Origin of the sequence: Kitasatospora sp. NPDC058190, from assembly GCF_042883685.1 — a bacterium.
Taxonomy (GTDB): Bacteria; Actinomycetota; Actinomycetes; order Streptomycetales; family Streptomycetaceae; genus Kitasatospora.
On sequence record NZ_JBHVVI010000066.1, the window covers coordinates 1 to 21,361 of the forward strand.

Sequence of the window (21,361 nt, forward strand, 5' to 3'; positions counted from 1 at the left end):
GACCGTTCCGACCCCTGTGCGGAACGGTCCGTCGCCGCTTGCGGCTTCCGGTTACTTCAGCAGGAAGTCGTAGACCGCCTGCCGCCCGAGCGGGTCGGCCGCCCGGGTCTGCACCGAGTGCGAGGCCCCGGGGACGATCACGATCTCCGGATCGTGGGTCGACTCGGCCTGCTGGTACAACCACTCGTACGGGGTGGAGAGGTCACGGTCGCCGCCGAGCAGCAGCACCGGCACGTTCGGCAGCTTGCGGTGTGCCGGCGGGGTCGGCGGCACCTCCTCGCGCGGCCAGTCCTGGCAGACCAGCAGGCTGCCCAGCCCGGTCGCGGTCGCCGCGTCGTACGGCCAGGTCTGTTCGGCGGTCAGGTCCTGCCGGGTCTCCTCCAGCGCGGCCGCCCGGCCCTCGACCGGGGTGTCCGACGTGCCCCACGGGTAGTGCCCGTCGGCGCACAGGGTGGCGGCGTGCAGTCCCTGGCTGAGCGCCTCGGCCGGTGCGGCGTCGTTCTTGTGCACCTCGTCGACGAAGGCCTGGAGCTTCTCCGGCTGCCCGCCGGCGGCCGCGTGCAGGAGCTCCGGCACCACGGCGTAGTTGGGGTCGGCGAACTCGTAGCTGGTGAGCGCGTCCAGGATCTGCGGCCCGTTGCCGTACTTCCGCACGGTGGTGGCGAGGTCGGCGGCCGGGTCCGTGGTGCAGCCGGTGGCCTGGCAGGCGGCGCGCAGCACCCGGGCGGTGGCGGGCAGCGCGACCAGGTCCAGCGGGTCGTAGCCCCCTTGCGGGACCACCGAGTCGAGCACCAGCCGCGCCACGTGCGCCGGGTGGGCGAGCGCGTACCGTTCGGCGACGAAGGTGCCGTAGGAGACGCCGTCGATGGTGAGGCGGTGGTCGCCGAGGGCCTGGCGCAGCAGGTCCATGTCGCCGACGGTGTCCGCGGTGCTGTAGAAGCGGGCGTTCGGGCCGAGGGCGGCGGCGCAGTCGGCGATGGACTGCTTGCGGGGCGGGGTGAGGTCGGAGGAGCCCATGTCCTCCTGCAGCCCGGGGCACTGCAGCGCCCGTCCGCCGGTGCCGCGCTGGTCGAACATCACCAGGCGGTAGCCCTTGAGGACGGGCGCGATCTTGCCCGCGATCCGCCGGATCAGCGGCACGCCGGGCTGGCCGGGGCCGCCGGTGAGGAACAGCAGGTCGCCCTTGGGGGCGTCGGCGTTGCCGGTCATCGCCACGTCGAGCTGGAGGGTGCCGGGGACGGCGCCGCTGTGGTCGAGTGGCACGGTGATGGTCCCGCAGGTGAATTCGGGCGCGCTCTGGCAGGGTGCCTGCCCGGTGATCCCGCCGCCGTGCCGGTCCGGCCCCGTCGGCGCCGCGACGGCGGGGCCGGCCAGGGTGGTGCCGGCGACCACCGCGACGGCGCCCAGCAGGGCGGCGATGCGGCCGAGCTTGCTCGTCATGTTCGTCCTTCCGCTCGCACCGCGTCCGTGCTGACGCGGTCACGGAAGCAGCTTGGGCCCGGGAGGCTTCGAACGCGAGCATCGGTGCCAGGATTCGACCAGGGTCGAAACGTCAGGTGCCGAAAGCCGAATAAACCCGGTCAGGTACGACGACCTGACAGTCCAACAGCACGAAGGTCCGACAGGGGGAAGGACGCCGTGATCCGGCTCACGATCGACTCGACCGGGCTCGCCCGCACCCGCTTCGTGGTCTCACCACTGCACGAGGCGGTCAACACCCTGATGGCCTCCTCGCTCAACTCCCGCACCGGGCCGTACGCCTGGGTAGGACGCACCCGCCGGGTGCTGCGCCGGGAGAAGCTGGAGCTGCTGGCGGGGCTGGCGCTGGAGCAGGACGGCGGCTACATCCCGGACTTCCTCTCCCCCCACCCCTCCGGGCCGGACCCGACGGTCACGGAGCAGCTGGAGGCCGTCCGCCGCACCGACCCCGAGCGGGTCCGGGCGGAGCTGGAGACCGTCCGAAACGGCCTTCCCGCCGCGAACTTGATCGGCCGCCAGGTCCCCGACACGGTGCTGCGCTCCCTGCAGCGCGGTCCGCGCTACTTCGCCGAGCGGGTCGCGGACGAGCTGGGCCGGTACTGGGAGCTGGCGCTCGCCCCGTACTGGCCGGACGCCCGGGCGGTGCTGGATGCCGAGATCGACCACCGAGGCCGTTTCCTCGCCCGACATGGTTCCGGCGCGCTGTTCAACTCGCTCTCCCCGGAGCTGTCCTGGTCGGACGGGCTGATCCGGCTGGAGAGCCGCTTCGAGGTGAACCTGCCGGCCCGGATGGTGCTGTTGATGCCCACGCTGGTGAGCCGGAGGATCCACGTCATCCTGGACCCGGTCGACGGCTGGAACCGGGCGCCGACGCTGATGTACCCGCTCGCCAAGTCGCCGGCCGTCCCGCAGAGCCCCACGCCGGCGCTGGCGCAGCTGCTCGGGCCGACCCGAGCGGACCTGCTGGCCGCACTGATCGATCCGGCGACCACCGCCGCCCTGGCCGCCCGGCACTTCCTGAGCGCCGGCACCGTCTCCTACCACCTGGGCGTGCTGCACCGCTCCGGCCTGGTCAGCCGGGTGCGCAGCGGGCGGGAGGTGCTGTACCGGCGGACGCCGCGCGGGGAGGAGCTGGTGGCGGCTCGATAGGGGTGGCACAGCGCCAGGCGCATGCACCGGCGCGTGCCCCGGTTTTCGCGCCCAAACGCCTCACACCAACGTGCGCGGGAGCACCACCCGCACCCATTCCTCCGGCTGCGACAGATGCGGAGCGTGACCGACGCCCGCGTAAACGTGCCGTTCCGCCTTCGGCAGGGTGAGGTCGATCAGGTCCAGCACCTCCCCGAACATCGGTGCACTGTCGTCGCTCTGCGTGAGCAGCGCCGGGTCGGTGAACCGGGCCAGGCCGGCGAGGTCGAGGTCGAGCGCGTCCGGGTCGCGCAGCTCGTCCAGGTAGGTCGGCGCGTTGCGGATGTACGTGTGCCGGATCGGCGCGGGCAGTTGCTCCCACGCGCCCGGGCCGAAGGCGAGGCTGTCCACGTACAGCTCGGCGGCCGCAGCGGATTCGGCCTGCTCCAGCAGCTCCCGGACGGCGGCGATCCGGTCGGCGAACGCGGTGCCGATCGGGCGCAGGTCCGGATCCGCGAGCAGGATGCCGCTGCCCGGCGGCTCGTGCACGGCGATGCCGCGCATCAGGTCTGGCTGGGCGGCGGCGAGACGGAGCGTGACCAGCGCGCCGTAGGAGTCCCCACAGACGAAAGCGGGCGCCAGCCCGAGCGCCCGGATCAGCCCCGCCAGGTCGGCGGCATCCTCGTGGACCGAGCCCTGGGTGAGCAGGTCCTCGCTGCGGCTGTGGCCCCGGCGGTCGTACGCGACCACGGTGGTGAACTCGGCCAGGCCCGGCACCACCCGCGCCCAGACGTCCGCGTCGCTCCACGACCCGTGCACCAGCACCACTCCCGGGCCCTGGCCAAGGGCCTCGTAGTGCAGCGACACCCCGTTCACCCTGATCTCGGCCATCACGAGCCTCCCGGCCTCGGCGGTGCTCCCCCACCAGCCTGACACAGGCGATTGGAACGGTCAGATCAGCGGGTCGAAGAGGTACGGCTCCCAGTGGCCGAGCCAGGAGGAGGTGCCGGAAGGCAGCTCCAGGCCCTCGGTGGACTCGTCGTACGGGAGGAAGGAGGTGGGCGCAAGCCAGCCCTCGCCGGGGTCGATGCGCAGGCGGAGGAGGCGCAGCGGGCGGTGGAGGGCGAGGTGCATCCGCAGGTCGTCGGTGGAGGGGCGGTGGTCCTCGTAGCGGTCCCGGACGCAGCGGCAGATGGACAGGATGTCGGTGTCAGCGAGGGGACAGCCTTCTCCACTGGGCCGACGACCTGGTCGCGGTGGACGGCGAGACCGCGCGGGCGGTCGAGGAGTTGGTTGGCCCGAACCGGCAGGTCCGCATCCTTGGCTCCGGGATCACCGACCCGTGGGGCGGACAGCCGGAGGACTTCGCCAGAGCCATCGTGGAGACCCAGAAGGCCACGGCGCACTTCTACGTCGCCTGAGCCCCTCCCTACCCCTCCTCCCCGGCCATCCGCCGTCCCCCGTGACGGACGGCCAGGGCACCATTCGGTAGGCCACCCTTCATCGGTGGGCAGCCATGCACAACCCGTACAACCACGACCGCGCCGACAACCAACAGCCGAGTGGGCGCCTTCGTCCAGGCCATCGAAGCCCAGGACCCCTGCTTCACCGCCTGACCAGCTCTCCGGCCCTGCCCGCTACTCGCGGGCAGGGCCGGACCCTCGCTGGGTCAGCTCATCCCCCGCACCGGCGGTTCGTCCCGGGTCCCGTCCTCCGCCACCACCGTGAACCGCTCCCGCCCGGCCACCGACAGGTCGACCGGGTACAGCGAGGTGGTGTCGTTGACGTCCAGCTCCCGGCTCTGGCGGCCCGTCGCCGCGTCGACCCGGGTCAGCTTGTCGCGGGTCATCGCCCACACCGAGGTGCCGTCCACCAGCACGCCGGTCACCTGGTCGTCCAGGCCCGCCGTCCAGCGTTTGCCGCCGTCCGCCAGCGAGTACGCGACCAGCCGCCCGGTGGCGGTGCGGCTCGGGTGCTTGCCGCCGCTGATGCTCACGTCGCCCGGCTTCTCGCCCGGCACGATGAACAGGTCCCCGACGACCACTCCGCCGAGCAGCGGCCGGGCGGTGAACTCGTCGAAGGCGTGCACCCCGCCGAGCATCACGTCCAGGTCGTACTCGTCTCCCGAGACCGGTATCGAGGCGCGCTGCTTCCCGGACCGGTCGTAGCTGAGCACCGCGTGGGTGCCGCGCTCGGCCTGGGCGTCGACCCACACCGTGAGCGGCTCGGCCGACACCACCATGAGGTTCTTCAGCCCGCCCTCCGCCGGCAGCGCGACCCGCGACTGCTCCCGCCCGTCCCCGGACGCCAGCGACCGCAGGACCGGCGCCGCGTTGCCGCACTGCGCGACCGTCACCACGTCCTGCTCGCCGCCGGAGACCTCCAGCGGCGTGCACCCGGGGTCGGGCGCGCTGCGCCACTGCTCCCGCCCGTCCGTCAGCCGCACGGCCCGCCAGCCGTCCGTGCCCTGCAGCACGGCCTGCGTCCCGGCGATCGCGACCAGGTCCGAATCGGCGGAGTCGCCGTCCCGGGCGGGTGCGTCCACCGTGGCGGTCCAGTCCTCCTTGCCGTCCGCGAGGCCCAGCGCCGTCACCGCCGCACACGGCTTGCCGTGCGGCGAGTGCCCGATCAGGCCGATGCCGCCCGGTCCGATTCCCCGGCTCATCGTGCACACCGAGTCCTCGCCCGGCGGCGTCCACTGCCACGCGACCGACCCGCCCCCGCTGCGGTACGCCACCACCTCGTCGGGCCGGACCCGCACCACCAGGCCCCCACTGGTCCAGCTGCCGACCGCGCGGACCGTGGACGGACGGTCCAGCGGGGCCTTCCAGGCGTCGTTGAGGCCGTCCCCGGCGAAGCAGAGGAAGATCCCCAGCCCCAGCAGCGTCCCGACGACCACCGCCGGGAGCCCGTGCCGGGGGTGGATCAGCGCCCAGACGAAGCCGGCGCCGCAGGGCATCAGTCCGAGGATGCTGACGGCGCCCATGAACGCGAGGCTGTCGCCGCCGAACCCGTTGGCGGGGGCGAAGATCACCGCCAGGCCCAGGCTCGCGAACATCGCGCCCAGTACCCCGCCGGAGACCACCATCCAGGTCTCCTTGCTCATGGCGAACCTGGCGCGCCACCTCGCCCGCGCCCGGACGACGCTGTCCTCGGGCCCCTCGGCCATGCCGGTCTCTCCCCTGCGACGCGCCGCCCACCGCGATAGGGCGACGATCATCGGATCGTCGCAGAGCAGGGCAAGATCCTAAACAAAGAGCAGGGAAAACCCCGCCCTTCCCTGCACATGGGAGGTCCTGACCGGCGCGATCGTTACGAATCCCGGCCGCGCCCGGCCTTCTCGGCAGCCGCCGACCACACCAGCCCGGCCAGCGTCTCCGGAGCCGGCGCACCGTCCACCACCAGGTCGCCCCGGGCCGCCGGCGGGAAGCGACGCCTCAACCCGAAAAAACCACCCGACCCTTCGCGAACTCGACGTACTCGAACACCGCCCCGCCCGGGTGCCGGGCGGTCGCGTTGCGGCCGGTCGGCACCTCGTTGGGGCCGTCCAGCAGCTCCCCACCCTGGACCCGCAGCAGCTGCCCGAGGCCGTCCAGGTCATCGACCAGCACGGTCGCCTGCACGTCGCGGAAGGGCGCCAGCGCCTCCTCCGCCCCGGCGACGACCAGCAGCCCGCCGATCCGCGCGACCTCCACCCCGGCGTACGGGAAGCGCAACCCCTCCTGCTCGCCGGTGAGTTCACGCAGTGTGGGGAGTGCGACATCCAGGTCGTCCACGTACACCCGGGCCAGCGTCGCCAGTGCCTTCATCTTCCGACCTCCGAAGAACCCGCTCGATCCCACGATCAATTCGATTTTCCCGAACTGTCGAACCGTCATACTAGACAGCGCGTCGCCCCACCGCCAGAGCCAGCGCGAGCCCACCCGAGGAACCCCGATGCGGACCCTGCCCCAGCCCCACCCCGAGAACTTCGACCTCGCCGCCGTCCTGCACGCCCTCGGCGACCCGGTCCGCCTCGAACTCGTCCGGCGCCTCGCCGAGGACGGCGAGACCACCTGTAGCCCCGAGGGGCTCACCGTCCCGCGCTCGACCCTCTCCAACCACTGGCGGATACTCCGTGAGGCCGGCGTCATCTCGGTCCGCACCAGCGGCAAGAGCCGCCTGGTCACCCTCCGCCTGGACGAACTCGACGCCCGCTACCCGCACCTGATCGGCGCCGTCCTGGACGGGCTGGCGCCCAGGTCACCGGCCGGGTCTCCCGGTCGCCGCTGACGCACCACGACCCACCCCCGCAACCGTAGAATCCGCCTGTCCGGATGGAAGCCCCAGGAAGGATCGGCGTGTTCCGAGCGCAGCGCCCCCGCACCCCCGAGCTCACCCCGTGGGAGGGCGAGGGCCCCGCCGACGGCGTCGCCCTGCTGCTGCCCGGCGGGTTCCTCCGGAGCCGGCGCGGGCCGCTGAAGGTCGCCGAACTGGGCCTGCGGGACCTCACCACCGAGCTCACCGACCGCGGCCGCCCGCACGGCCTCGCGGTGCACCTGCTGCGCTACCGCTACAGCGGCTGGAACGGTGCCGACGCCGACACCGCCGTCGACACCCACTGGGCGCTCGACGAACTCGCCCGCCGCCACCCGGGCGCACCGGTGGTGCTCATCGGCAACTCGCTCGGCGGCCGCGCCGCCTTCCGGTGCGCCGGGCACCCGAGCGTCGTCGGCGTCGCCGGGATCGCCCCCTGGCTGCCCAGCGGCGACGCCGTCGAGCAGCTCGCCGGGCGCCGGGTGCTGATCGTGCACGGCACCGCCGACCACAGCGCGGCCAACGCCGCCCAGTCCCTGGAGTACGCGCTGCGCGCCCGGCAGGTCGTTCCGGACCTCGCGCGCTACGAGGTGCCCGGCGGCAGCCACTTCCTGATCCGGCAGGCCGCCGACATCAACGCGCTGACCACCGCCTTCACCCTCAGCACGCTCGGCGCCGAGGCCACCGCGCTCGCGACCGGCGCGGTCTGCACCCGGCTGCCCGTCCGGGCCTGACCAGACGTCAACTCCCCTATGGCCACCCCCTGATCGGTGGATACGGCAGGACCCGTCCGCTACCCGAAGCAGCTGCTCCGCTGCTGCCCGGTGTCATGAGCGGCGGTCCGCGTCAGCGCGTACTGGACCGGCGTCGCCAGCACCGCCACCGGCAGCACCACACAGAGCGCCACGTGCCCCAGGCCGATCCGGACGGCGCTCCGACGCCGGGCGGCCACGAGCTGCCAACCACCCCAGCAGACCGCGCCGATCCCCGACAGCAGCCCCAACCAGGCCAACGGCAGCACGTACCCCGGCGCGCCGGGGCTGTCCCGGCAGTGGCTCACCAGCGCGCGGACGTCGCCGTCCGCGAGCAACGTCGGCACGCCGCACAGCCACCCCACCCCGGCGAGCAGCAGCGGACCACCGGTCCGAAACCGTCGCACGGCGCCCGATCCCTCACGCATCTGCCCGTCGCCTCTCGCGCGTCATTCCACGGAGGCGCCGCCCACCAGGGCGATCTCCGGCTGCTCGCCGTCCGCCAGCAGGAAGTACGCCAGGAAGGTCGCCCCCTCCGCCCCGGCGTCGAAGCGTACCGGCACCCCGACCGGCTCGTGGAACACCTCACCGGCCTTCAGCACGGTCTCCGGCCCGCCCTCGACCTGGAAGTGCACCGGACCGGCCGCCACGCCGCCCACCACCGGTCCGTTGTGCACGTGCCGGCCGGCGGCGAACCGGGGCGGCATGGTGATCCGTCGCACCTCGACCCGCGAGGTCGGCTTCATCGGCGAGACCGGCTCGTCCAGCAACACCTCGCACGAGAAGGGCAACTGATCGCGCGTCAGACGCGTGTTCCCCATGACAGACCATTCCGCACCCCTCGCCCCACCGACCACGGAGGTCCCATGGCCATCACCAGGCGCACCGCCCTCGCCCTCGCCGGACTGCTCCTCGCCGCCGTCCCCACGCCCGCCCTGGCCGCGGGCCGCACGCCGACGGACGGCCCGGACCCGGCCGCGCTGAGCGCCGCGACAGCCGCCCGACCAGGGGATCCGACGGCGGGCACGGTCGCGCGGGTGACGGTCGACGGACGGGCCTGGCGCGGCACCGCCGAGGATCCGGTGAGCGGGCAGCCGGTCGCGCCGAACGCCGCCTTCCGGATCGGCAGCATCAACAAGACCTTCGTCGCCGCCGTCCTGCTGCAACTCGCCGCCGAGCACCGGATCGACCTGGACGGCACCGTCCAGCAGTACCTGCCCGACACCGTGCCGGGGGGCTTCAAGCCGATCACCGTCCGCCAACTCCTCGACCACACCAGCGGACTGCCGCAGGCCGTCGAAGGACCGGACGTCAAGGACAACGACGGCCTGATCGCCCAGCGCTTCGAGGTCGAGACCCTCGACGAGGTCGTCCAGCGCACGCTGTACCCGAAGGGCGTGCCCGCCGCCCCGGTCTTCGAACCGGGCACCCAGCAGGAGTACAACAACTTCAACTACCGCCTGGCGGGCCGGATCATCGAGCAGGTGACCGGCCACTCCGTCAAGCAGGAGGTGACCGCCCACATCCTCCGGCCCCTGCACCTGCACCACACCGAGGTCACCGAGGGGCGGCCCGAGATGCCCGAGCCCCACCTGACCGGCTACCTCACGAGCGACGCCGGCACCCCGACCGACGTCTCCGAGCAGGGCGGCAACCCCGAGTCGATGGTCTCCACCCCCGCCGACCTGGACCGCTTCCTGCGCGCCCTGCTGGACGGCGAACTCCTGCCCCCGCAGCAGCTGCACGACCTGCTCGCCCTGCCGCGCGACGCCGCCGGGCAGCCGGTGCCCTACCGCGACGCCGGGGACTGCCAGTTCGGGCCGGACAAGGGCAAGGCCTGCTACAGCGCCGGGCTGATGGCCGTTCCGCTGCAGGACGGCACGGTGGTCTGGGGCAAGACCGGCCACGACCTCGGCTACTCCGGCGGCTTCTTCACCACTCCGGACCTGAGCAAGCGCCTGGTCTACTCCGTCGGCGCCAGCGGCATCACCCCGGCCCCGGCCCTGCGGCTCGCCTCCACCGTCTTCGGCCCCTTCGCCCGCTAGCACCCGCGGGTCCCGCCGCCGGGCCGGGCGGCGGGACCCGGCAGAAATCGCATTGGCGGCCCACCGCCCCTGCTGCCTATCGTCGGGGCATGACTACCCGAACCTTCCGCATCATGGTGCGCGGCGTCTTCGACGGCCTCACCGACGAGCAGCGCGCCGAACTCCTCGCCGCCGCGCCCGAGCACGACGTGCTGCACGCCTCCTTCACCCGCGAGGGCCACCTCAGCTACGACCTCTCCGCGCGGGCCGCCTTCACCTTCCGCTTCCTCGACGGGGGCGAGGCCGAGGAGGACATCCTGGAGGCCACCGAACGGGCCGAGCAGGCCGCGCAGTCCTGGCTGACGGGCCGCGGCTACGGCTTCAGGAACCTCCGCTCCCAGGCCGAGGACCTCTCCCAGGCGCCGCTCGGCAAGCGCCGGCGCCGCGCCGCCAACGCCACCGGCTGACCCGCCCCCCCTCCCCCTCCGCCACCTCCTTGACGGCTCCGCACAGGCGTATACTTGAGCAGTCAAGGAGGTGGCAATGACAGAGCCCACGACACCCGATCCCCTGCAAACCGCCCTGCGCCTGGTCCGCGCCCAGACGGCCGTCGTCAAACGCTTCGACGCCAGCCTCAGCGGCCTGCACGGCGTCAGCCTGTCCGACTTCACCGTGCTGCTGCACCTCGCCCAGGCCCCCGGCGGCCGGATGCGCCGGGTCGACCTCGCCGAGGCACTCGGCCTCACCGCCTCCGGCGTCACCCGCGGCCTCGCCCCGCTGGAGCGCATCGGCCTGGTCAGCCGCGAGGCCGCCGCCCGCGACGCCCGGGTCGCCTACGCCGCCCTCACCCCAACCGGCCGCGAACGCCTCACCGAGATGCTGTACACCGCCCGCCAGGTCGCCGCCGACGCCTTCGCCCAGTGGCCCGCCGAGGACCTCACCCTCCTCTCCGCCCTGCTCACCCGCCTCGGCGGCAGCGCCCCCGACACCGCCCGCCCCGCCGCACCGCCCCACCCCTAAGCTGAACCCGTACGGCACGCACCACCCGCACCACCGCACACCCCGCTGAGGCAGCACCATGACCCACACCCCCGGCACGGCGCCCCGCCGGGAGCCCACGCTCGCCGACACCCAACGCGAGCACTGGCAGCGGACGTACCGCGCCAACCCCGGGATGTACGGCGAGCAGCCCTCCGCCCCCGCGCGGTACGCGGCCGAGGCCTTCGCCGACGCCGGCGCCCGCGAGGTGCTCGAACTGGGTGCCGGCCACGGCCGTGACGCGCTGCACTTCGCCCGTGCCGGCTTCACGGTGCTGGCCACCGACTTCAGCCCGACCGGCCTGGCGCAGCTGCGCGCCGCCGCCGCCGAGCAGGGCCTGTCCGACCGGGTCGGCACCGCCGTCCACGACGTCCGCGAGCCGCTGCCCCTGCCCGACGACTCCGTCGACACGGTCTTCGCCCACATGCTGCTCTGCATGGCGCTCTCCACCGAGGAGATCGCGGCGCTGGTCGCGGAGGTCCGCCGGGTGCTGCGCCCGGGCGGCACCTTCGTCTACACCGTCCGCCACACCGGCGACGCCCACTACGGCGCCGGCACCGGCCACGGGGACGACATCTGGGAACACGGCGGCTTCGCCGTCCACTTCTTCCCCCGCGAGTTGGTGGACCGGCTCGCCGAGGGCTGGCACCTCGCCGACGTCCATCCCTTCGAGGAGGGCGACCTGCCCCGCCGCCTCTGGCGCATCACCCAGGAGACCCCGCGATGACCGCCCCCGACCGGACCGCCCCGGACACCACCCCCGACCTCACCGTCGACGGCACCGGACTGCTCTGCGTCCAGCTCCTGCTCCGGCTGCGCGCCCGGATCTCCCACCTCCCGGCCGGCGCGGTGGTCCACATCCACACCACCGACCCCGCCGCCCCGCTGGACCTGCCCGCCTGGTGCCACCTGACCGGCCACGCGTACCTCGGCCCGGTCCCGTACCCCGCCGACGACCGCGAGGTGTACGCGCTGCGCCTCACCTCCTCCCCGGTCCCGACCCGCCCCGACCGCCCCTGGCACCCCACCACGGACTGACCCGAAAATCCCCGCGCGCCCGCCCCGCCCCGGGGTGAACACCGCCCCCATGCCCGCAACCCCCGCCCCGAACGGCCCCACGCCGAGCCGCCCGAGGACCGCTCACGCCCCGGTCCGACAACCCGCCCGATGTGCCACGATGAGAGGGCGGGGGCACACCGGCCGTGCGCCACAGGGAGGTTGATCACCATGGATCCGATCCTCAGCTGCCGCTGGCACGACCAGGACGGCGAGTGGGCACTGACCGTCAGCCACAACGGCAACAGCTGGGAGCTGTACGCCGCCGCACCGCTCTGGTCCGAGTCGCTCCCCTTCGCCGATCCGGACGACGTCCGCCGACTCGCCCAGGCCCTCCTCGACCTGCCCGCCGAGCCCGAACCCTACGAGTTCGAATGGCAGCTCTCCCGAACGGAGTTCGAGCGCACCGACAAGGAGCGGATCCACTTCGCGACCTTCGCCGTCGGCCTCGACCCGACCGACGGCCACCGCCCGTACCTCGCCTACCAGTCCTACTACCACCGGGGCCAGGCCACCGGACTCGGACTGGAGGTGGTCTGCGAGGATCCGCCGGTCGACCACCTCCGCGCCCAGGCCCACGCCTTCCTCACCAGCCGCCCGCGCCCGCTCCAACCGTAGCGGGCCCGGCCCGCTACGCGCGCACGGCCCGCACCGCCCAGTCCATCGCCGCTGCCGAACTCTCCGGCGCCGCCCACCCGTTGACCACCGCGAGCAGCGTCAGGTAGCGCTCCCGCCGTGGATCCGCCATGGCCCGCAGCCGCTCCAGCAGCCGGGCGCGCGCCGGACGGTCCGCCCCGGCGACGCCCGGCAGCCCGGCGTACCGGTCCAGCAGCCCGGCGACCACCCCGGCCGCCTCCGCCGACTCCGGCGCCACCCCCGCCGCGACCGCCCGTCCGGCCGACTCCCGCACCAGCACGGCCAGTCCGGGCCTGGGCGGGCCGACCGCACCGCACTCCGCCGCCTCGTCCGCCGCCAGGCCGCGCAGCAGCTCCCGGAACCCGGCGTCCCCGGCCAGCCGCGCCAACTCCACCCACGCCTCGACCTGTTCGGCCGAGGCGTCCTCCGGCAACTCCGGCGTCAGCGACCGGGCCACCCCGGCGAACCGACCGTCCGGGCCGAACACCTCGGCCAGGAACTCCCCGACCAGGCGCCGCCGTTCCTCCCCCGTCAACCGGGCCAGCTGGTGCACGAGCGTCAACTCCTCCGTGGTGGACCCGTGCCCGGCCACCGCCCCCAGTACCGCCCGCCGCAGCCGCAGCACCCGGATCTGGACGTCCAGCGCCTCGGCGTGCGCCGCCGCGACGTCGGACAGCGCGAGCTCGCGCGCCAGCACCCGCCGGATCACCGGCAGCCCGAGCCCGAGCTCGCGCAGGGTGCGCACCAGTTCCAGGCGGGCGACGGCGTCCGCGCCGTACCGCCGGTGGCCGGCCGGGTTGCGGTCGGCCGGCGACACGATCCCCTGGTCCGAGTAGAAGCGGACGGTCTTCACCGTCAGCCCGGTCCGCCGGGCCAACTCGCCTATCGTGAGAAGCGGACCGATGGTGAAGAGCGCGGGGAGCGCGTCGCCGTTCATGGCCACCACCCTGGCGCCTCCCCCTGGGGGAGATGCAAGCCGCCGCCCTCAGGCCGTCCGCCGCAGCAGCGCCAGGTACATCGCGTCCGTCCCGTGCAGGTGCGGCCACAGCTGGACGTCCGGCCCGTCCCCGAGCGCCGGGACGCCGGGCAGCAGCGGCCGCGCGTCGATCCACTCGACCCGGCCGCCCTCGCCGCGCAGCACGTCGTCGACCACCGCGCGGGTCTCCGCCAGGTGCGGCGAGCAGGTCGCGTAGCCGACCACCCCGCCGATCCGGGTGGCCTCGATCGCGGAGCGCAGCAGGTCCCGCTGCAGCGGTCCAAAGGCCGCGACGTCGGCCGGCCGGCGCCGCCAGCGCGCCTCGGGACGGCGGCGCAGCGCGCCCAGGCCGGAGCACGGCACGTCCACCAGCACCCGGTCGAAGCCGCCGGAGCGCCAGGCCGGGCGCGTCCCGTCCGCCGCGATCACCGTGTACGGGCCGGGGTTGCCCTCCAGCGCCCGTGCCACCAGCCGGGCCCGGTGCGGCTGCTTCTCGCTCGCGACCAGGGCCGCGCCCCGCTCGGCTGCCAGCGCGCCGAGCAGCGCGGCCTTGCCGCCCGGTCCGGCGCAGCCGTCCAGCCAGAGCCGGTCCGGGCCCTCCACCGGTGCCGAGGCCAGCGCCAGCGCCACCAGCTGGCTGCCCTCGTCCTGCACGCCGGCCCGGTTCTCCCGGACGGCGGTCAGCGCGCCCGGGTCGCCGCCCTCGGCGAGCCGCAGCGCGAACGGGGACCAGCGGCCCGGCTCGGCCTCGGGCAGCGCGTCGGCCAGCTCGCCGACGGTGGCCCGGCCGGGGCGGGCGACCAGGGTGACCTCGGGCCGCTCGTTGTCGGCCCGCAGCAGCTCCTCCACGGCGGCGCGCCCGGAGGCGTCCGGCTGCCAGCGGCCGAGCGAGTCCCAGAGCGCGGAGACGACCCAGCGCGGGTGCGAGTGCACGACGGCGAGGTGGTCCTCGGCGTCCTGGTCGTACGGCGGGGCGACCTGCTCGATCCAGGTGTCCAGGTCGTGGGCGCTGATCCGGCGCAGCACGGCGTTGACGAACTTGGCCTTGCCGTCGCCGAGCACCACCCGGGCCAGCTCGACGGTCGCCGAGACGGCCGCGTGGCTGGGGATGCGGGTGGTGAGCAGCTGGTGGGCGCCGAGCGAGAGCACGTCCAGCACCGGCGGGTCGACCTTGCTCAGCGGCCGGTCGATGCAGGCCGCGATGATCGCGTCGTAGGTGCCCTGCAGGCGCAGGGTGCCGTAGACGAGCTCGGTGGCGAGGGCGGCGTCGCGCCGGTCCATGCCCTTCTGCTCGGCCTCGCGGAGCAGGGAGGGCAGGATCAGGTTGGCGTACGCGTCGCGCTCGTCGACGGCGCGCAGCGCGCGGAACGCGACGATCCGGGCCGGGTCCTTCTTCGGTCGGCGGTGCGGGCGGGGGGCGCGCTTGGCGCTGGGGGTGGTCACAGGTGCCTCAAGGTGCTGCGGTGGTTATCAGAAGATCTCAGACGAACAGTAACGCCAAACCCGACGGTCAGCCCACGGTCAGCCCTCGGAGCCGCCGGCCGGGACGCCGAGCCGCTCCCCCGCCTCCAGCCGCGCCCCGCGCGCCCAGTCGGCCGCCCGCATCTCCTTCTTCCCCTGCGGACGCACCTCCCCGAGCTCCAGGTCGTGGCTCCCGGTGCCGACCCGCACGCTGTTCTTGCCGACCATCGCGAGCTCGCCCGGCGCCAGTTCGGCCGACTCCGGCAGCAGCTTGACCGGCCCGGTGACCTTCAGCCGCTCGCCCCGGAACTCCGTCCACGCCCCCGGCGCGGGCGCGCAGCCGCGCACCACCCGGTCGATCCGCAGCGCGGGGTGGTTCCAGTCGATCCGCGCGTCCTCGACGGTGATCTTCGGCGCGAGCGTGACGCCCTCGGCTGGCTGCGGCACGGCGTGCAGCGAGCCGTCCTCGATGCCGTCCATGGTGGCCGCGAGCAGCCGCGCGCCGGAGACGGACAGCCGGGTGAGCAGCTCGCCGCTGGTGTCGCCCGGGCGGATCTCCTCGGTGATCACGCCGTAGACCGGGCCGGAGTCGAGGCCCTGCTCGATCAGGAAGGTGGAGGCGCCGGTGACCTCGTCGCCGGCCAGCACCGAGTGCTGCACCGGGGCCGCGCCGCGCCAGGCGGGCAGCAGCGAGAAGTGCAGGTTGACCCAGCCGTGCTTGGGGATCTCCAGGGTGCCGGGCCGCAGCAGCGCACCGTAGGCGACCACCGGGCAGCAGTCGGGGGCGAGTTCGGTGAGCCGGGCGACGAACTCCGGGTCGCTGGGCTTCGCCGGCTTGAGGACCTCGATCCCGGCCTCCTCGGCACGCTGGGCGACGGGGCTGGCGACCAGCTTGCGGCCGCGCCCGGCCGGGGCGTCGGGGCGGGTGACCACCGCGACGACCTCGTGCCGGTCGGAGGCGAGCAGCGCCTCCAGGGCGGGGACGGCGACCTCGGGGGTGCCGGCGAACACGAGTCGCATCAAGTGCCTTTCTGTAAAAGGAGGTTCAGGAAGCCAACGAGATCAGCGGGCAGCGCCGAAGGTGCTGTGCGGCGAGACCTTGACGACCGGCGCCGGCCCGCCGCCCCAGTCCGTCTCCCGGATCGCCTTCAGCGCGGCCTTGCGCTGCTCCCGGTCGAGCCGGTCGATGAAGATGATGCCGTCCAGGTGGTCGGTCTCGTGCTGGATGCACCGGGCGAGCAGCTGGGTGCCCTCCAGCGTGACCGGGTCGCCGTACATGGTGAAGCCCTTGGCCACCACGCCGTACGCCCGCTTGGTGTCGTAGCGCAGACCGGGCAGCGAGAGGCAGCCCTCGGGGCCGTCCTGCTCCTCCTCGCTCAGCGACAGGTCCGGGTTGATCAGGTGCCCGGTGACGCCGTCCACGTGGTACGTGAACACCCGTAGCGAGACCCCGAGTTGGGGCGCGGCCAGGCCGGCGCCGGGGGCCTCCAGCATGGTGTCGGTGAGATCGCGGACCAGGTTGCGCAGTTCCTTGTCGAACGTGGTCACCGGCTGGGCGGTGGCCCGCAGGACGGGGTCTCCGAAGAGACGGATCGGCTGGATCGCCACGGGGTGCGGGCTCCTGTCCGTAAGGGCACGGGCTACGGGCAACGGCTGGTTCACCGCAAGTCTATGCAACCGTTGCTGACTCCATGGTCAGGCCTCAGCAATCCGGACGTTTCCGCCCGGAAGGTCCGTAACGGTGCCACCAAAGCGTGAGGCTTGGGTGTCCTGATGACGGTCTCGCGTTTCCTTCCGCTGCTGCGGTACTGCGCCACCTGCCCGCCCCGCATCCATCGTGCGACGGGTGCGGGTGGCGCGGGTCTTCTGGTCGGCTCCACGCGGTTTCGACGCTCGCGCGTCCGGGTCTCCGGCCAGTCCGGTACCCGTAGTGCTGGCCGCCGCGAGGGCGGCGAGGTTGGTTGCGGCGTTCTCGTCCCGGTCGATGACCAGGCCGCAGGCATCGCAGGTGAATACTCGGACGTGCAGCGACAGCTTGGCTTTCACTACGCCGCAGTTGGAGCAGGTCTTGGACGACGGGTACCAGCGGTTCGCGACGATCGTTGTTCCGCCGGTCCATCCGGCCTTGTCGGTGATCTGGCGGCGAATCTCGCCGAACCCGGCATCTTGGATCTTGCGGGCCAGTCGGCGATTGCGGAGCATCCCGGCCACGTTGAGGTCTTCGACCACCACCGTTACGTACTCGGCGGTGATGCCGCTGGTGAGCTTGTGCAGGGCATCCGTACGCAGGTCGGCCACGCGGTGGTGCACCTTGTTGCGGTCTTCGTTCGCCTTGAGCCACCGCTTGGACGGCTCACGCCGGGTCGTCCTGCCGGTCACCGGGTCGTAGACGGCCGGTCCTTGACGGCGGGAGACTCGACGAGAGAGCCGCTTGAGGAGCTTGTTGGACGTGAACCGCGGCATTCCCACCGTCTTGCCCTTGCGCTCACCGCGCTGGGACTCGGCGTAGTTGTCGAACGCGGCAGCCGCGTTGGCCAGGCCCGTGGAGTACGCCTCCTTCGAGTTCTCCTCCCACCAGCCACAGAAACGCGGATCGGTCTTCTTGACCTCGTTGAACATCTTCCGCAGCTTCGGGAGCGACCACGGCCGCCACTCGGTCAGATCCGCCTCGGGGATTCCGTAGGACTCCTCCGCCTTCCGCTGCCACCACGACGCCTCAACCCAGCCCACGGCCCAGTTGTAGGCAGCCCGAGCCGCGCCGCAGTGCGACCACAGGGCCGCCTCCTGCGTAGCGTTCGGGTCCAGCGCGAAACGGAACGCCTGGACCACGAACCCCGGTTGCGGCTCGAACTTCTTCACGCAGACGGCTCCTCACCGGTGGCGGCGGCCAGCGCCCGTTCGGCCCGGCTCTTCGCCGCCCGCTGTCCGTACAGCCGGGCGCACATCGACGTCAGTACGTCGGCCATGTCCTTGACCAGGCCGTCCGTGGATTCCTCAGGGTCGAGGACGATCAGGCGGCGGCCGGTCGCGGCGAGCGCTGCTTGCAGGTTCTCCACGCCGAAGCGGGCCAGCCGGTCACGGTGCTCGACCACGATCACGGCCGCGCCCGGGTCGGCAAGGACGCGGTGCAGCTTGCGGCGCTTGCCGTTCAGGCCGGAACCGATTTCCGTCACCACCTCGGCCACTGCGAGACCCTGAGCGTTTGCTCCAGTAACGACGCGGGCGACCTGTCGGTCAAGGTCCGATTTCCGGTCGGCGGAGGAGACACGGCAGTACGCGACCACGCGGCCGGTAGCCGCCGGAGCCTCCTCCACGATCCACGTACCAGACGGGGCCTGCCGCACGGGGACCGGCATCTTGCCGTCCTTCACCCACCGCCAAGCGGTCTGATACGTCACGCCCTGCTGGCGCGCCCAGTCTGCGAGCTTCACGTAATCACCATACACAACTATTGATGACTACGTTCGCCTATAAAATATGGAGCCGTTCTTAAACCGCCCGGGGAATCTGTCGGGCCGTCCTTGGACAGCCGCACCGGTATGCGGCATATCCCGAGTCTGCCGAGCCGCGTTACCCCGGCCCCCGCTTCGGCGTTGGTCAAGAGAGATTGACCAGGGCCGGGCGCACGGGACACCGCGCCCCGGCCGAGCTGAGCCGTACGGAAGGTGGCGCGTAGGCCATGGCCGAGCAGATCAACCACGACGCCCGGGCGCGGGCGAGCCTGCACCTGCTGGTGCGGGACATCGAGCGGGTGAGGCGCCAGGTCGACGCGCTGCGGACGCTCACCGCCCAACTGGGCAACGTCTACCGACCGCGCCGACCCAGCACCTCGGCCGGTTTCGTGGTGTACGGACGCGCGCCCGCGCCGACCGTGCGCCTGGCCCAGGAACTGCGGGAGAGCGTGGAGACCCTGGTCGCAGCGGCGGTCGAGTTCGACCGGGCGCTGGGCTTCTCCTGGGACTCGGTGGGCTCCGCCCTCGGGGTCACCAAGCAGGCCGTGCACCGCCGCTACGGCATGCGCCGCCCGACCAGCGAACTCCTCGCCGCCAGCGGCGCCGTCCCGGGCCCGAGCCGCCCGGACCGCTCCGAGGACCTGCCCGCCCCCGCCGAACGCGGCGGCCTGGCTGCCACCGTCCCCGCCGCCCGCCAGGGCGGCCTGGACCGCACCGCCCTGGACCGCGCCCCGATCGAGCGCACCCCCGTGGACCGCACGCCCATCGACCGCACCCCCGTCGACCGCGGCAGCGGCATCGACCGCCCGCAGGCCGACCGCACCGGCATCCCCCTGCGCGGCTGACCGACCCCGCACCACCGGGCCACCCGGGGCGGGGTGGCCCACTCACCCCGCCCCATCCGGCGCAGGGCCTGTCGTCGAACTCCCGCCCGCGGGGCGGACGACGCGAGTTCGAGGACAGGCCCTACCCGATGTCCGTCGGATCCACCCGCACCCGCACCGGCTCCGCCGTCCGCAGCGCGATCCGGGCGATCTGCGCCGCCTTGAGCGCCGCCGCCAGCGCGGACCCCTGGCCGGGCGCCACCCGCAGCAGCGCGCGCTCCTGCTCCTCCCCCCGCAGGGCGGGCACCGGCACCGGCCCGAGCACGTCCGCCCCCTCCGGCAGCCGGATCAGGTTCAACAGGTCGGCGACCGCCGCCGGGCTGCCGCTCACCGAGGCCATCCGGGACACCGGCGGGAAGTGCAGCTGCGCCCGCTCGTCCCGCTCCAGCCCGGCGTGCCCCAGCGGGTCCCAGCGCACCAGCGCCTGCACCGGACGGGCCGACGGCTCGGCGACCACCACCACCGTCCCGCCCTCCGTCGCGGGCCGGGCCAGTGCGGCCGCCGCCAGCCAGAGCCGCAGCGTCTCCTCCCCGGCCCGCAGGTCCGGTCGGCTCAGCAGCGCCCAGCCGTCCAGCAGCAGCACGGCCCCGTACCCGGCCCCGCCCTCGACCACCGGCTCGGCGCCCGGCGTGGAGATCACCAGCGAGGGCTCGTCCGGCACGGTGGCCAGCACCGCCTCCCGCCCCGAGGTCCGCACCGGGATCCGCGGGAACGCCTTGCCCAGCTCCTCCGCCGTACGGCGGGCACCGACCACCTGCGCCCGCAGCCGGAAGGAGCCGCACTCCGGGCAGTGCCAGTCGCCCTCCGCCTCCCCACACCAACCGCACTGCAGGGAGGCGTCCGCCGAGGGCGCCTCCAGCGGCCCCTCGCAGCGCCGACAGCGGGCGGGGGTGCGGCAGCGTCCACAGGCCAACCGGGGCACGTAGCCGCGCCGGGGCACCTGGATGAGCACCGGATGCCCGGCCGCCAGCGACTCCCGGGCGGCCTCCCAGGCCACCGAGGGCAGCCGGGCGGCCTGCGCGGCGGCGTCCCGGTGCTGGTCCTGGTCGGTGACGGTGCGCACCCTCGGCGCGACCTGCCGCACCGTCTCCCGGTCCGCGACCAGCGGCCGCGCCCAGCCGGTGCTGACCAGCTGCGCGCCCTCCACGGTCACCGCGTGCCCGCCGAGCAGCACCGCCGCGCCCTCCTCGGCCGCGCGCAGCAGCGCGACCTCGCGGACGTGCGGATGCGGGGCGCGCGGGTCGCTGTGGCTGCCGTCGCCGTCGGACCAGACCACCACCAGCCCGAGGTCGCGCACCGGTGCGAACATCGTGGCCCGGGTGCCGATCGCGGCGTGCACCGAGCCGCGGCTGACCGCGAGCCAGCGCCGGTAGCGCTCGCGCGGGCCGAGCTCGGCCTCCAGCGCCATGTGCATCCCGGGCCCGAGCAGCTCGGTGAGCGCCTGGTCCACCCGGGCCACCGACCGCCGGTCCGGCAGCACCACCAGTGCGCCGCGCCCGCCCGCCAGGGTCGCCGCCACCGCCCGGGCGATCTCGTACGGCCAGCCGGGCCCCGGCAGCGCCGCCCACACCGCGCGCGGCGAACCGCCGCCGGCCAGCGAGGACAGGAAGTCGGGGCCGGCCGGGTAGCGCTGCCAGCCGCCCGGCGCCGGGGGCCGGGGGCGCGCTGGCGGCGGCGGCGAGGGCTCGGCCTCGGCCTTGGCGTGCCGGGGCGGCACGGCCAGTTGCAGCACGTCGGCCAGCGTCCCGGCGTAGCGGTCGGCGACGGTGCGGCACAGCCGCAGCAGCGGCGGGGAGAGCACCGGCTCGGGCGAGAGCACCTGGGCGAGCGGCGCGAGCGGACCGGCGAAGTCGCTCTTCTCCAACCGGGCGACGATGAACCCGTCGTGCAGTTCGCCGCCCTCGCGCTGGCCCTTGACCACCCGAGCCCCGAAGCGCACCCGCACCCGGACGCCCGGCTGGGCCTCCTCGGCCATGGTGGCCGGGACCTCGTAGTCGAAGAGCTTGTCGATGGTGAGCACGCCCTTGTCCACCACGACCCGGGCCACCGGCAGGTGCTCGGCCCGCTTGGCGCCCTTCCACGTCCGGGGTTTGGCCCGCTTGACCGTCTCCCGGATGAACGCCAGCTGCTCCGGCTCGGCGGCCCCGTTCTCCCCTGTGCTGCTCATCGTTCCCAAGTA

At 73.8% G+C, this 21,361-nt stretch carries 25 protein-coding genes; 11 read left to right on the forward strand and 14 right to left on the reverse strand.

Annotated elements, in window-relative coordinates; genetic code table 11:
* Window positions 1-51: 51 nt before the first annotated feature.
* Window positions 52-1,440 carry an alpha/beta fold hydrolase gene (locus ACFVWU_RS26995; RefSeq protein ID WP_387625680.1) on the reverse strand — a complete coding sequence of 463 codons (1,389 nt, stop codon included), beginning with the start codon at window positions 1,438-1,440 and terminating at the stop codon, window positions 52-54.
* Window positions 1,441-1,638: 198 nt separating this feature from the next.
* Here ACFVWU_RS26995 and ACFVWU_RS27000 point away from each other — a divergent pair, with 198 nt between their 5' ends.
* Complete coding sequence (locus tag ACFVWU_RS27000; RefSeq protein ID WP_387625682.1) at window positions 1,639-2,628, forward strand: helix-turn-helix domain-containing protein; 990 nt, start codon at window positions 1,639-1,641, stop codon at window positions 2,626-2,628.
* 60 nt (window positions 2,629-2,688) lie between these two features.
* Here ACFVWU_RS27000 and ACFVWU_RS27005 read toward each other — a convergent pair whose 3' ends face one another.
* Both ACFVWU_RS27005 and ACFVWU_RS27010 read right to left on the reverse strand, forming a co-directional pair.
* Window positions 2,689-3,498, reverse strand: coding sequence for an alpha/beta fold hydrolase (locus ACFVWU_RS27005; protein WP_387625684.1), 810 nt, complete (start codon window positions 3,496-3,498; stop codon window positions 2,689-2,691).
* A 60-nt stretch (window positions 3,499-3,558) separates the two neighbouring features.
* Window positions 3,559-3,741, reverse strand: coding sequence for a hypothetical protein (locus tag ACFVWU_RS27010; RefSeq protein WP_387625686.1), 183 nt, complete (start codon window positions 3,739-3,741; stop codon window positions 3,559-3,561).
* Window positions 3,742-3,863: 122 nt separating this feature from the next.
* Between ACFVWU_RS27010 and ACFVWU_RS27015 the strand changes: the two genes are divergently transcribed.
* Window positions 3,864-4,028, forward strand: coding sequence for a hypothetical protein (locus tag ACFVWU_RS27015; protein WP_387625688.1), 165 nt, complete (start codon window positions 3,864-3,866; stop codon window positions 4,026-4,028).
* 248 nt (window positions 4,029-4,276) lie between these two features.
* On the opposite strand, the gene ACFVWU_RS27020 is transcribed toward ACFVWU_RS27015, so the two are convergent.
* Both ACFVWU_RS27020 and ACFVWU_RS27025 read right to left on the reverse strand, forming a co-directional pair.
* Entirely contained in the window at window positions 4,277-5,776 is a 1,500-nt protein-coding gene (locus tag ACFVWU_RS27020) for a PQQ-binding-like beta-propeller repeat protein (RefSeq protein ID WP_387625690.1), read from the reverse strand.
* Between the two features lie 268 nt (window positions 5,777-6,044).
* A complete protein-coding gene (locus ACFVWU_RS27025; protein ID WP_387625692.1) occupies window positions 6,045-6,416 on the reverse strand; it encodes a VOC family protein in 372 nt (123 codons plus the stop codon).
* Between the two features lie 127 nt (window positions 6,417-6,543).
* Between ACFVWU_RS27025 and ACFVWU_RS27030 the strand changes: the two genes are divergently transcribed.
* Window positions 6,544-6,879: an ArsR/SmtB family transcription factor gene (locus ACFVWU_RS27030; protein WP_387625694.1), complete on the forward strand. Its 336-nt coding sequence runs from the start codon at window positions 6,544-6,546 to the stop codon at window positions 6,877-6,879.
* Between the two features lie 68 nt (window positions 6,880-6,947).
* Window positions 6,948-7,637, forward strand: coding sequence for an alpha/beta hydrolase (locus tag ACFVWU_RS27035; RefSeq protein ID WP_387625696.1), 690 nt, complete (start codon window positions 6,948-6,950; stop codon window positions 7,635-7,637).
* Between the two features lie 59 nt (window positions 7,638-7,696).
* Here ACFVWU_RS27035 and ACFVWU_RS27040 read toward each other — a convergent pair whose 3' ends face one another.
* Both ACFVWU_RS27040 and ACFVWU_RS27045 read right to left on the reverse strand, forming a co-directional pair.
* Window positions 7,697-8,062: a hypothetical protein gene (locus ACFVWU_RS27040; protein ID WP_387625698.1), complete on the reverse strand. Its 366-nt coding sequence runs from the start codon at window positions 8,060-8,062 to the stop codon at window positions 7,697-7,699.
* A 42-nt stretch (window positions 8,063-8,104) separates the two neighbouring features.
* Window positions 8,105-8,362 (reverse strand): hypothetical protein, encoded by a 258-nt coding sequence (locus ACFVWU_RS27045; protein ID WP_387625699.1) that lies wholly within the window; start codon window positions 8,360-8,362, stop codon window positions 8,105-8,107.
* Between the two features lie 159 nt (window positions 8,363-8,521).
* Here ACFVWU_RS27045 and ACFVWU_RS27050 point away from each other — a divergent pair, with 159 nt between their 5' ends.
* The 6 genes from ACFVWU_RS27050 (at window position 8,522) to ACFVWU_RS27075 (ending at window position 12,391) form a co-directional block, all read left to right on the forward strand.
* Complete coding sequence (locus tag ACFVWU_RS27050) at window positions 8,522-9,700, forward strand: serine hydrolase domain-containing protein (protein ID WP_387625701.1); 1,179 nt, start codon at window positions 8,522-8,524, stop codon at window positions 9,698-9,700.
* Window positions 9,701-9,789: 89 nt separating this feature from the next.
* Window positions 9,790-10,146: a DUF6204 family protein gene (locus ACFVWU_RS27055; RefSeq protein ID WP_387625703.1), complete on the forward strand. Its 357-nt coding sequence runs from the start codon at window positions 9,790-9,792 to the stop codon at window positions 10,144-10,146.
* A 76-nt stretch (window positions 10,147-10,222) separates the two neighbouring features.
* Complete coding sequence (locus ACFVWU_RS27060; protein ID WP_387625705.1) at window positions 10,223-10,699, forward strand: MarR family winged helix-turn-helix transcriptional regulator; 477 nt, start codon at window positions 10,223-10,225, stop codon at window positions 10,697-10,699.
* Between the two features lie 58 nt (window positions 10,700-10,757).
* Window positions 10,758-11,444 (forward strand): class I SAM-dependent methyltransferase, encoded by a 687-nt coding sequence (locus tag ACFVWU_RS27065; RefSeq protein WP_387625707.1) that lies wholly within the window; start codon window positions 10,758-10,760, stop codon window positions 11,442-11,444.
* Window positions 11,441-11,755: a sulfurtransferase TusA family protein gene (locus ACFVWU_RS27070; RefSeq protein WP_387625709.1), complete on the forward strand. Its 315-nt coding sequence runs from the start codon at window positions 11,441-11,443 to the stop codon at window positions 11,753-11,755. The genes ACFVWU_RS27065 and ACFVWU_RS27070 overlap by 4 nt, the downstream gene beginning before the upstream one ends.
* A gap of 189 nt (window positions 11,756-11,944) precedes the next feature.
* Window positions 11,945-12,391 carry a hypothetical protein gene (locus tag ACFVWU_RS27075; RefSeq protein WP_387625711.1) on the forward strand — a complete coding sequence of 149 codons (447 nt, stop codon included), beginning with the start codon at window positions 11,945-11,947 and terminating at the stop codon, window positions 12,389-12,391.
* Between the two features lie 13 nt (window positions 12,392-12,404).
* Here ACFVWU_RS27075 and ACFVWU_RS27080 read toward each other — a convergent pair whose 3' ends face one another.
* The 6 genes from ACFVWU_RS27080 to ACFVWU_RS27105 form a co-directional block, all read right to left on the reverse strand.
* Entirely contained in the window at window positions 12,405-13,346 is a 942-nt protein-coding gene (locus ACFVWU_RS27080) for a MerR family transcriptional regulator (RefSeq protein WP_387625713.1), read from the reverse strand.
* 48 nt (window positions 13,347-13,394) lie between these two features.
* Complete coding sequence (locus tag ACFVWU_RS27085) at window positions 13,395-14,828, reverse strand: RsmB/NOP family class I SAM-dependent RNA methyltransferase (protein ID WP_387625715.1); 1,434 nt, start codon at window positions 14,826-14,828, stop codon at window positions 13,395-13,397.
* A gap of 78 nt (window positions 14,829-14,906) precedes the next feature.
* On the reverse strand, window positions 14,907-15,866 hold the full coding sequence (gene fmt, locus ACFVWU_RS27090; protein ID WP_387625717.1) for a methionyl-tRNA formyltransferase: 960 nt from the start codon (window positions 15,864-15,866) through the stop codon (window positions 14,907-14,909).
* Between the two features lie 42 nt (window positions 15,867-15,908).
* On the reverse strand, window positions 15,909-16,454 hold the full coding sequence (gene def / locus ACFVWU_RS27095; protein ID WP_387625719.1) for a peptide deformylase: 546 nt from the start codon (window positions 16,452-16,454) through the stop codon (window positions 15,909-15,911).
* Window positions 16,455-16,541: 87 nt separating this feature from the next.
* The gene (locus tag ACFVWU_RS27100) at window positions 16,542-17,705 is read right to left on the reverse strand and encodes an RNA-guided endonuclease TnpB family protein (protein WP_387625721.1); all 1,164 of its coding nucleotides are present in this window, start codon (window positions 17,703-17,705) and stop codon (window positions 16,542-16,544) included.
* Complete coding sequence (locus ACFVWU_RS27105) at window positions 17,702-18,277, reverse strand: IS607 family transposase (protein ID WP_387625723.1); 576 nt, start codon at window positions 18,275-18,277, stop codon at window positions 17,702-17,704. Before ACFVWU_RS27105 ends, ACFVWU_RS27100 begins: the two co-directional genes overlap by 4 nt.
* 248 nt (window positions 18,278-18,525) lie before the next feature.
* Between ACFVWU_RS27105 and ACFVWU_RS27110 the strand changes: the two genes are divergently transcribed.
* Entirely contained in the window at window positions 18,526-19,143 is a 618-nt protein-coding gene (locus ACFVWU_RS27110) for a hypothetical protein (RefSeq protein WP_387625725.1), read from the forward strand.
* Between the two features lie 121 nt (window positions 19,144-19,264).
* On the opposite strand, the gene ACFVWU_RS27115 is transcribed toward ACFVWU_RS27110, so the two are convergent.
* Entirely contained in the window at window positions 19,265-21,349 is a 2,085-nt protein-coding gene (locus ACFVWU_RS27115; RefSeq protein WP_387625727.1) for a primosomal protein N', read from the reverse strand.
* Between the last annotated feature and the right edge of the window lie 12 nt (window positions 21,350-21,361).

Excerpts from the sequence above, each read along its gene's own strand:
- ACFVWU_RS26995 (WP_387625680.1), bottom strand. The coding sequence starts at position 1,440 with ATGACGAGCAAGCTCGGCCGCATCGCCGCCCTGCTGGGCGCCGTCGCG.
- ACFVWU_RS27005 (WP_387625684.1), bottom strand. The coding sequence starts at position 3,498 with ATGGCCGAGATCAGGGTGAACGGGGTGTCGCTGCACTACGAGGCCCTT.
- ACFVWU_RS27010 (WP_387625686.1), bottom strand. The coding sequence starts at position 3,741 with ATGCACCTCGCCCTCCACCGCCCGCTGCGCCTCCTCCGCCTGCGCATC.
- ACFVWU_RS27020 (WP_387625690.1), bottom strand. The coding sequence starts at position 5,776 with ATGGCCGAGGGGCCCGAGGACAGCGTCGTCCGGGCGCGGGCGAGGTGG.
- ACFVWU_RS27025 (WP_387625692.1), bottom strand. The coding sequence starts at position 6,416 with ATGAAGGCACTGGCGACGCTGGCCCGGGTGTACGTGGACGACCTGGAT.
- ACFVWU_RS27030 (WP_387625694.1), top strand. The coding sequence starts at position 6,544 with ATGCGGACCCTGCCCCAGCCCCACCCCGAGAACTTCGACCTCGCCGCC.
- ACFVWU_RS27045 (WP_387625699.1), bottom strand. The coding sequence starts at position 8,362 with ATGCCGCCCCGGTTCGCCGCCGGCCGGCACGTGCACAACGGACCGGTG.
- ACFVWU_RS27050 (WP_387625701.1), top strand. The coding sequence starts at position 8,522 with ATGGCCATCACCAGGCGCACCGCCCTCGCCCTCGCCGGACTGCTCCTC.
- ACFVWU_RS27055 (WP_387625703.1), top strand. The coding sequence starts at position 9,790 with ATGACTACCCGAACCTTCCGCATCATGGTGCGCGGCGTCTTCGACGGC.
- ACFVWU_RS27060 (WP_387625705.1), top strand. The coding sequence starts at position 10,223 with ATGACAGAGCCCACGACACCCGATCCCCTGCAAACCGCCCTGCGCCTG.
- ACFVWU_RS27065 (WP_387625707.1), top strand. The coding sequence starts at position 10,758 with ATGACCCACACCCCCGGCACGGCGCCCCGCCGGGAGCCCACGCTCGCC.
- ACFVWU_RS27070 (WP_387625709.1), top strand. The coding sequence starts at position 11,441 with ATGACCGCCCCCGACCGGACCGCCCCGGACACCACCCCCGACCTCACC.
- ACFVWU_RS27075 (WP_387625711.1), top strand. The coding sequence starts at position 11,945 with ATGGATCCGATCCTCAGCTGCCGCTGGCACGACCAGGACGGCGAGTGG.
- ACFVWU_RS27080 (WP_387625713.1), bottom strand. The coding sequence starts at position 13,346 with ATGAACGGCGACGCGCTCCCCGCGCTCTTCACCATCGGTCCGCTTCTC.
- fmt (WP_387625717.1), bottom strand. The coding sequence starts at position 15,866 with ATGCGACTCGTGTTCGCCGGCACCCCCGAGGTCGCCGTCCCCGCCCTG.
- ACFVWU_RS27110 (WP_387625725.1), top strand. The coding sequence starts at position 18,526 with ATGGCCGAGCAGATCAACCACGACGCCCGGGCGCGGGCGAGCCTGCAC.
- ACFVWU_RS27115 (WP_387625727.1), bottom strand. The coding sequence starts at position 21,349 with ATGAGCAGCACAGGGGAGAACGGGGCCGCCGAGCCGGAGCAGCTGGCG.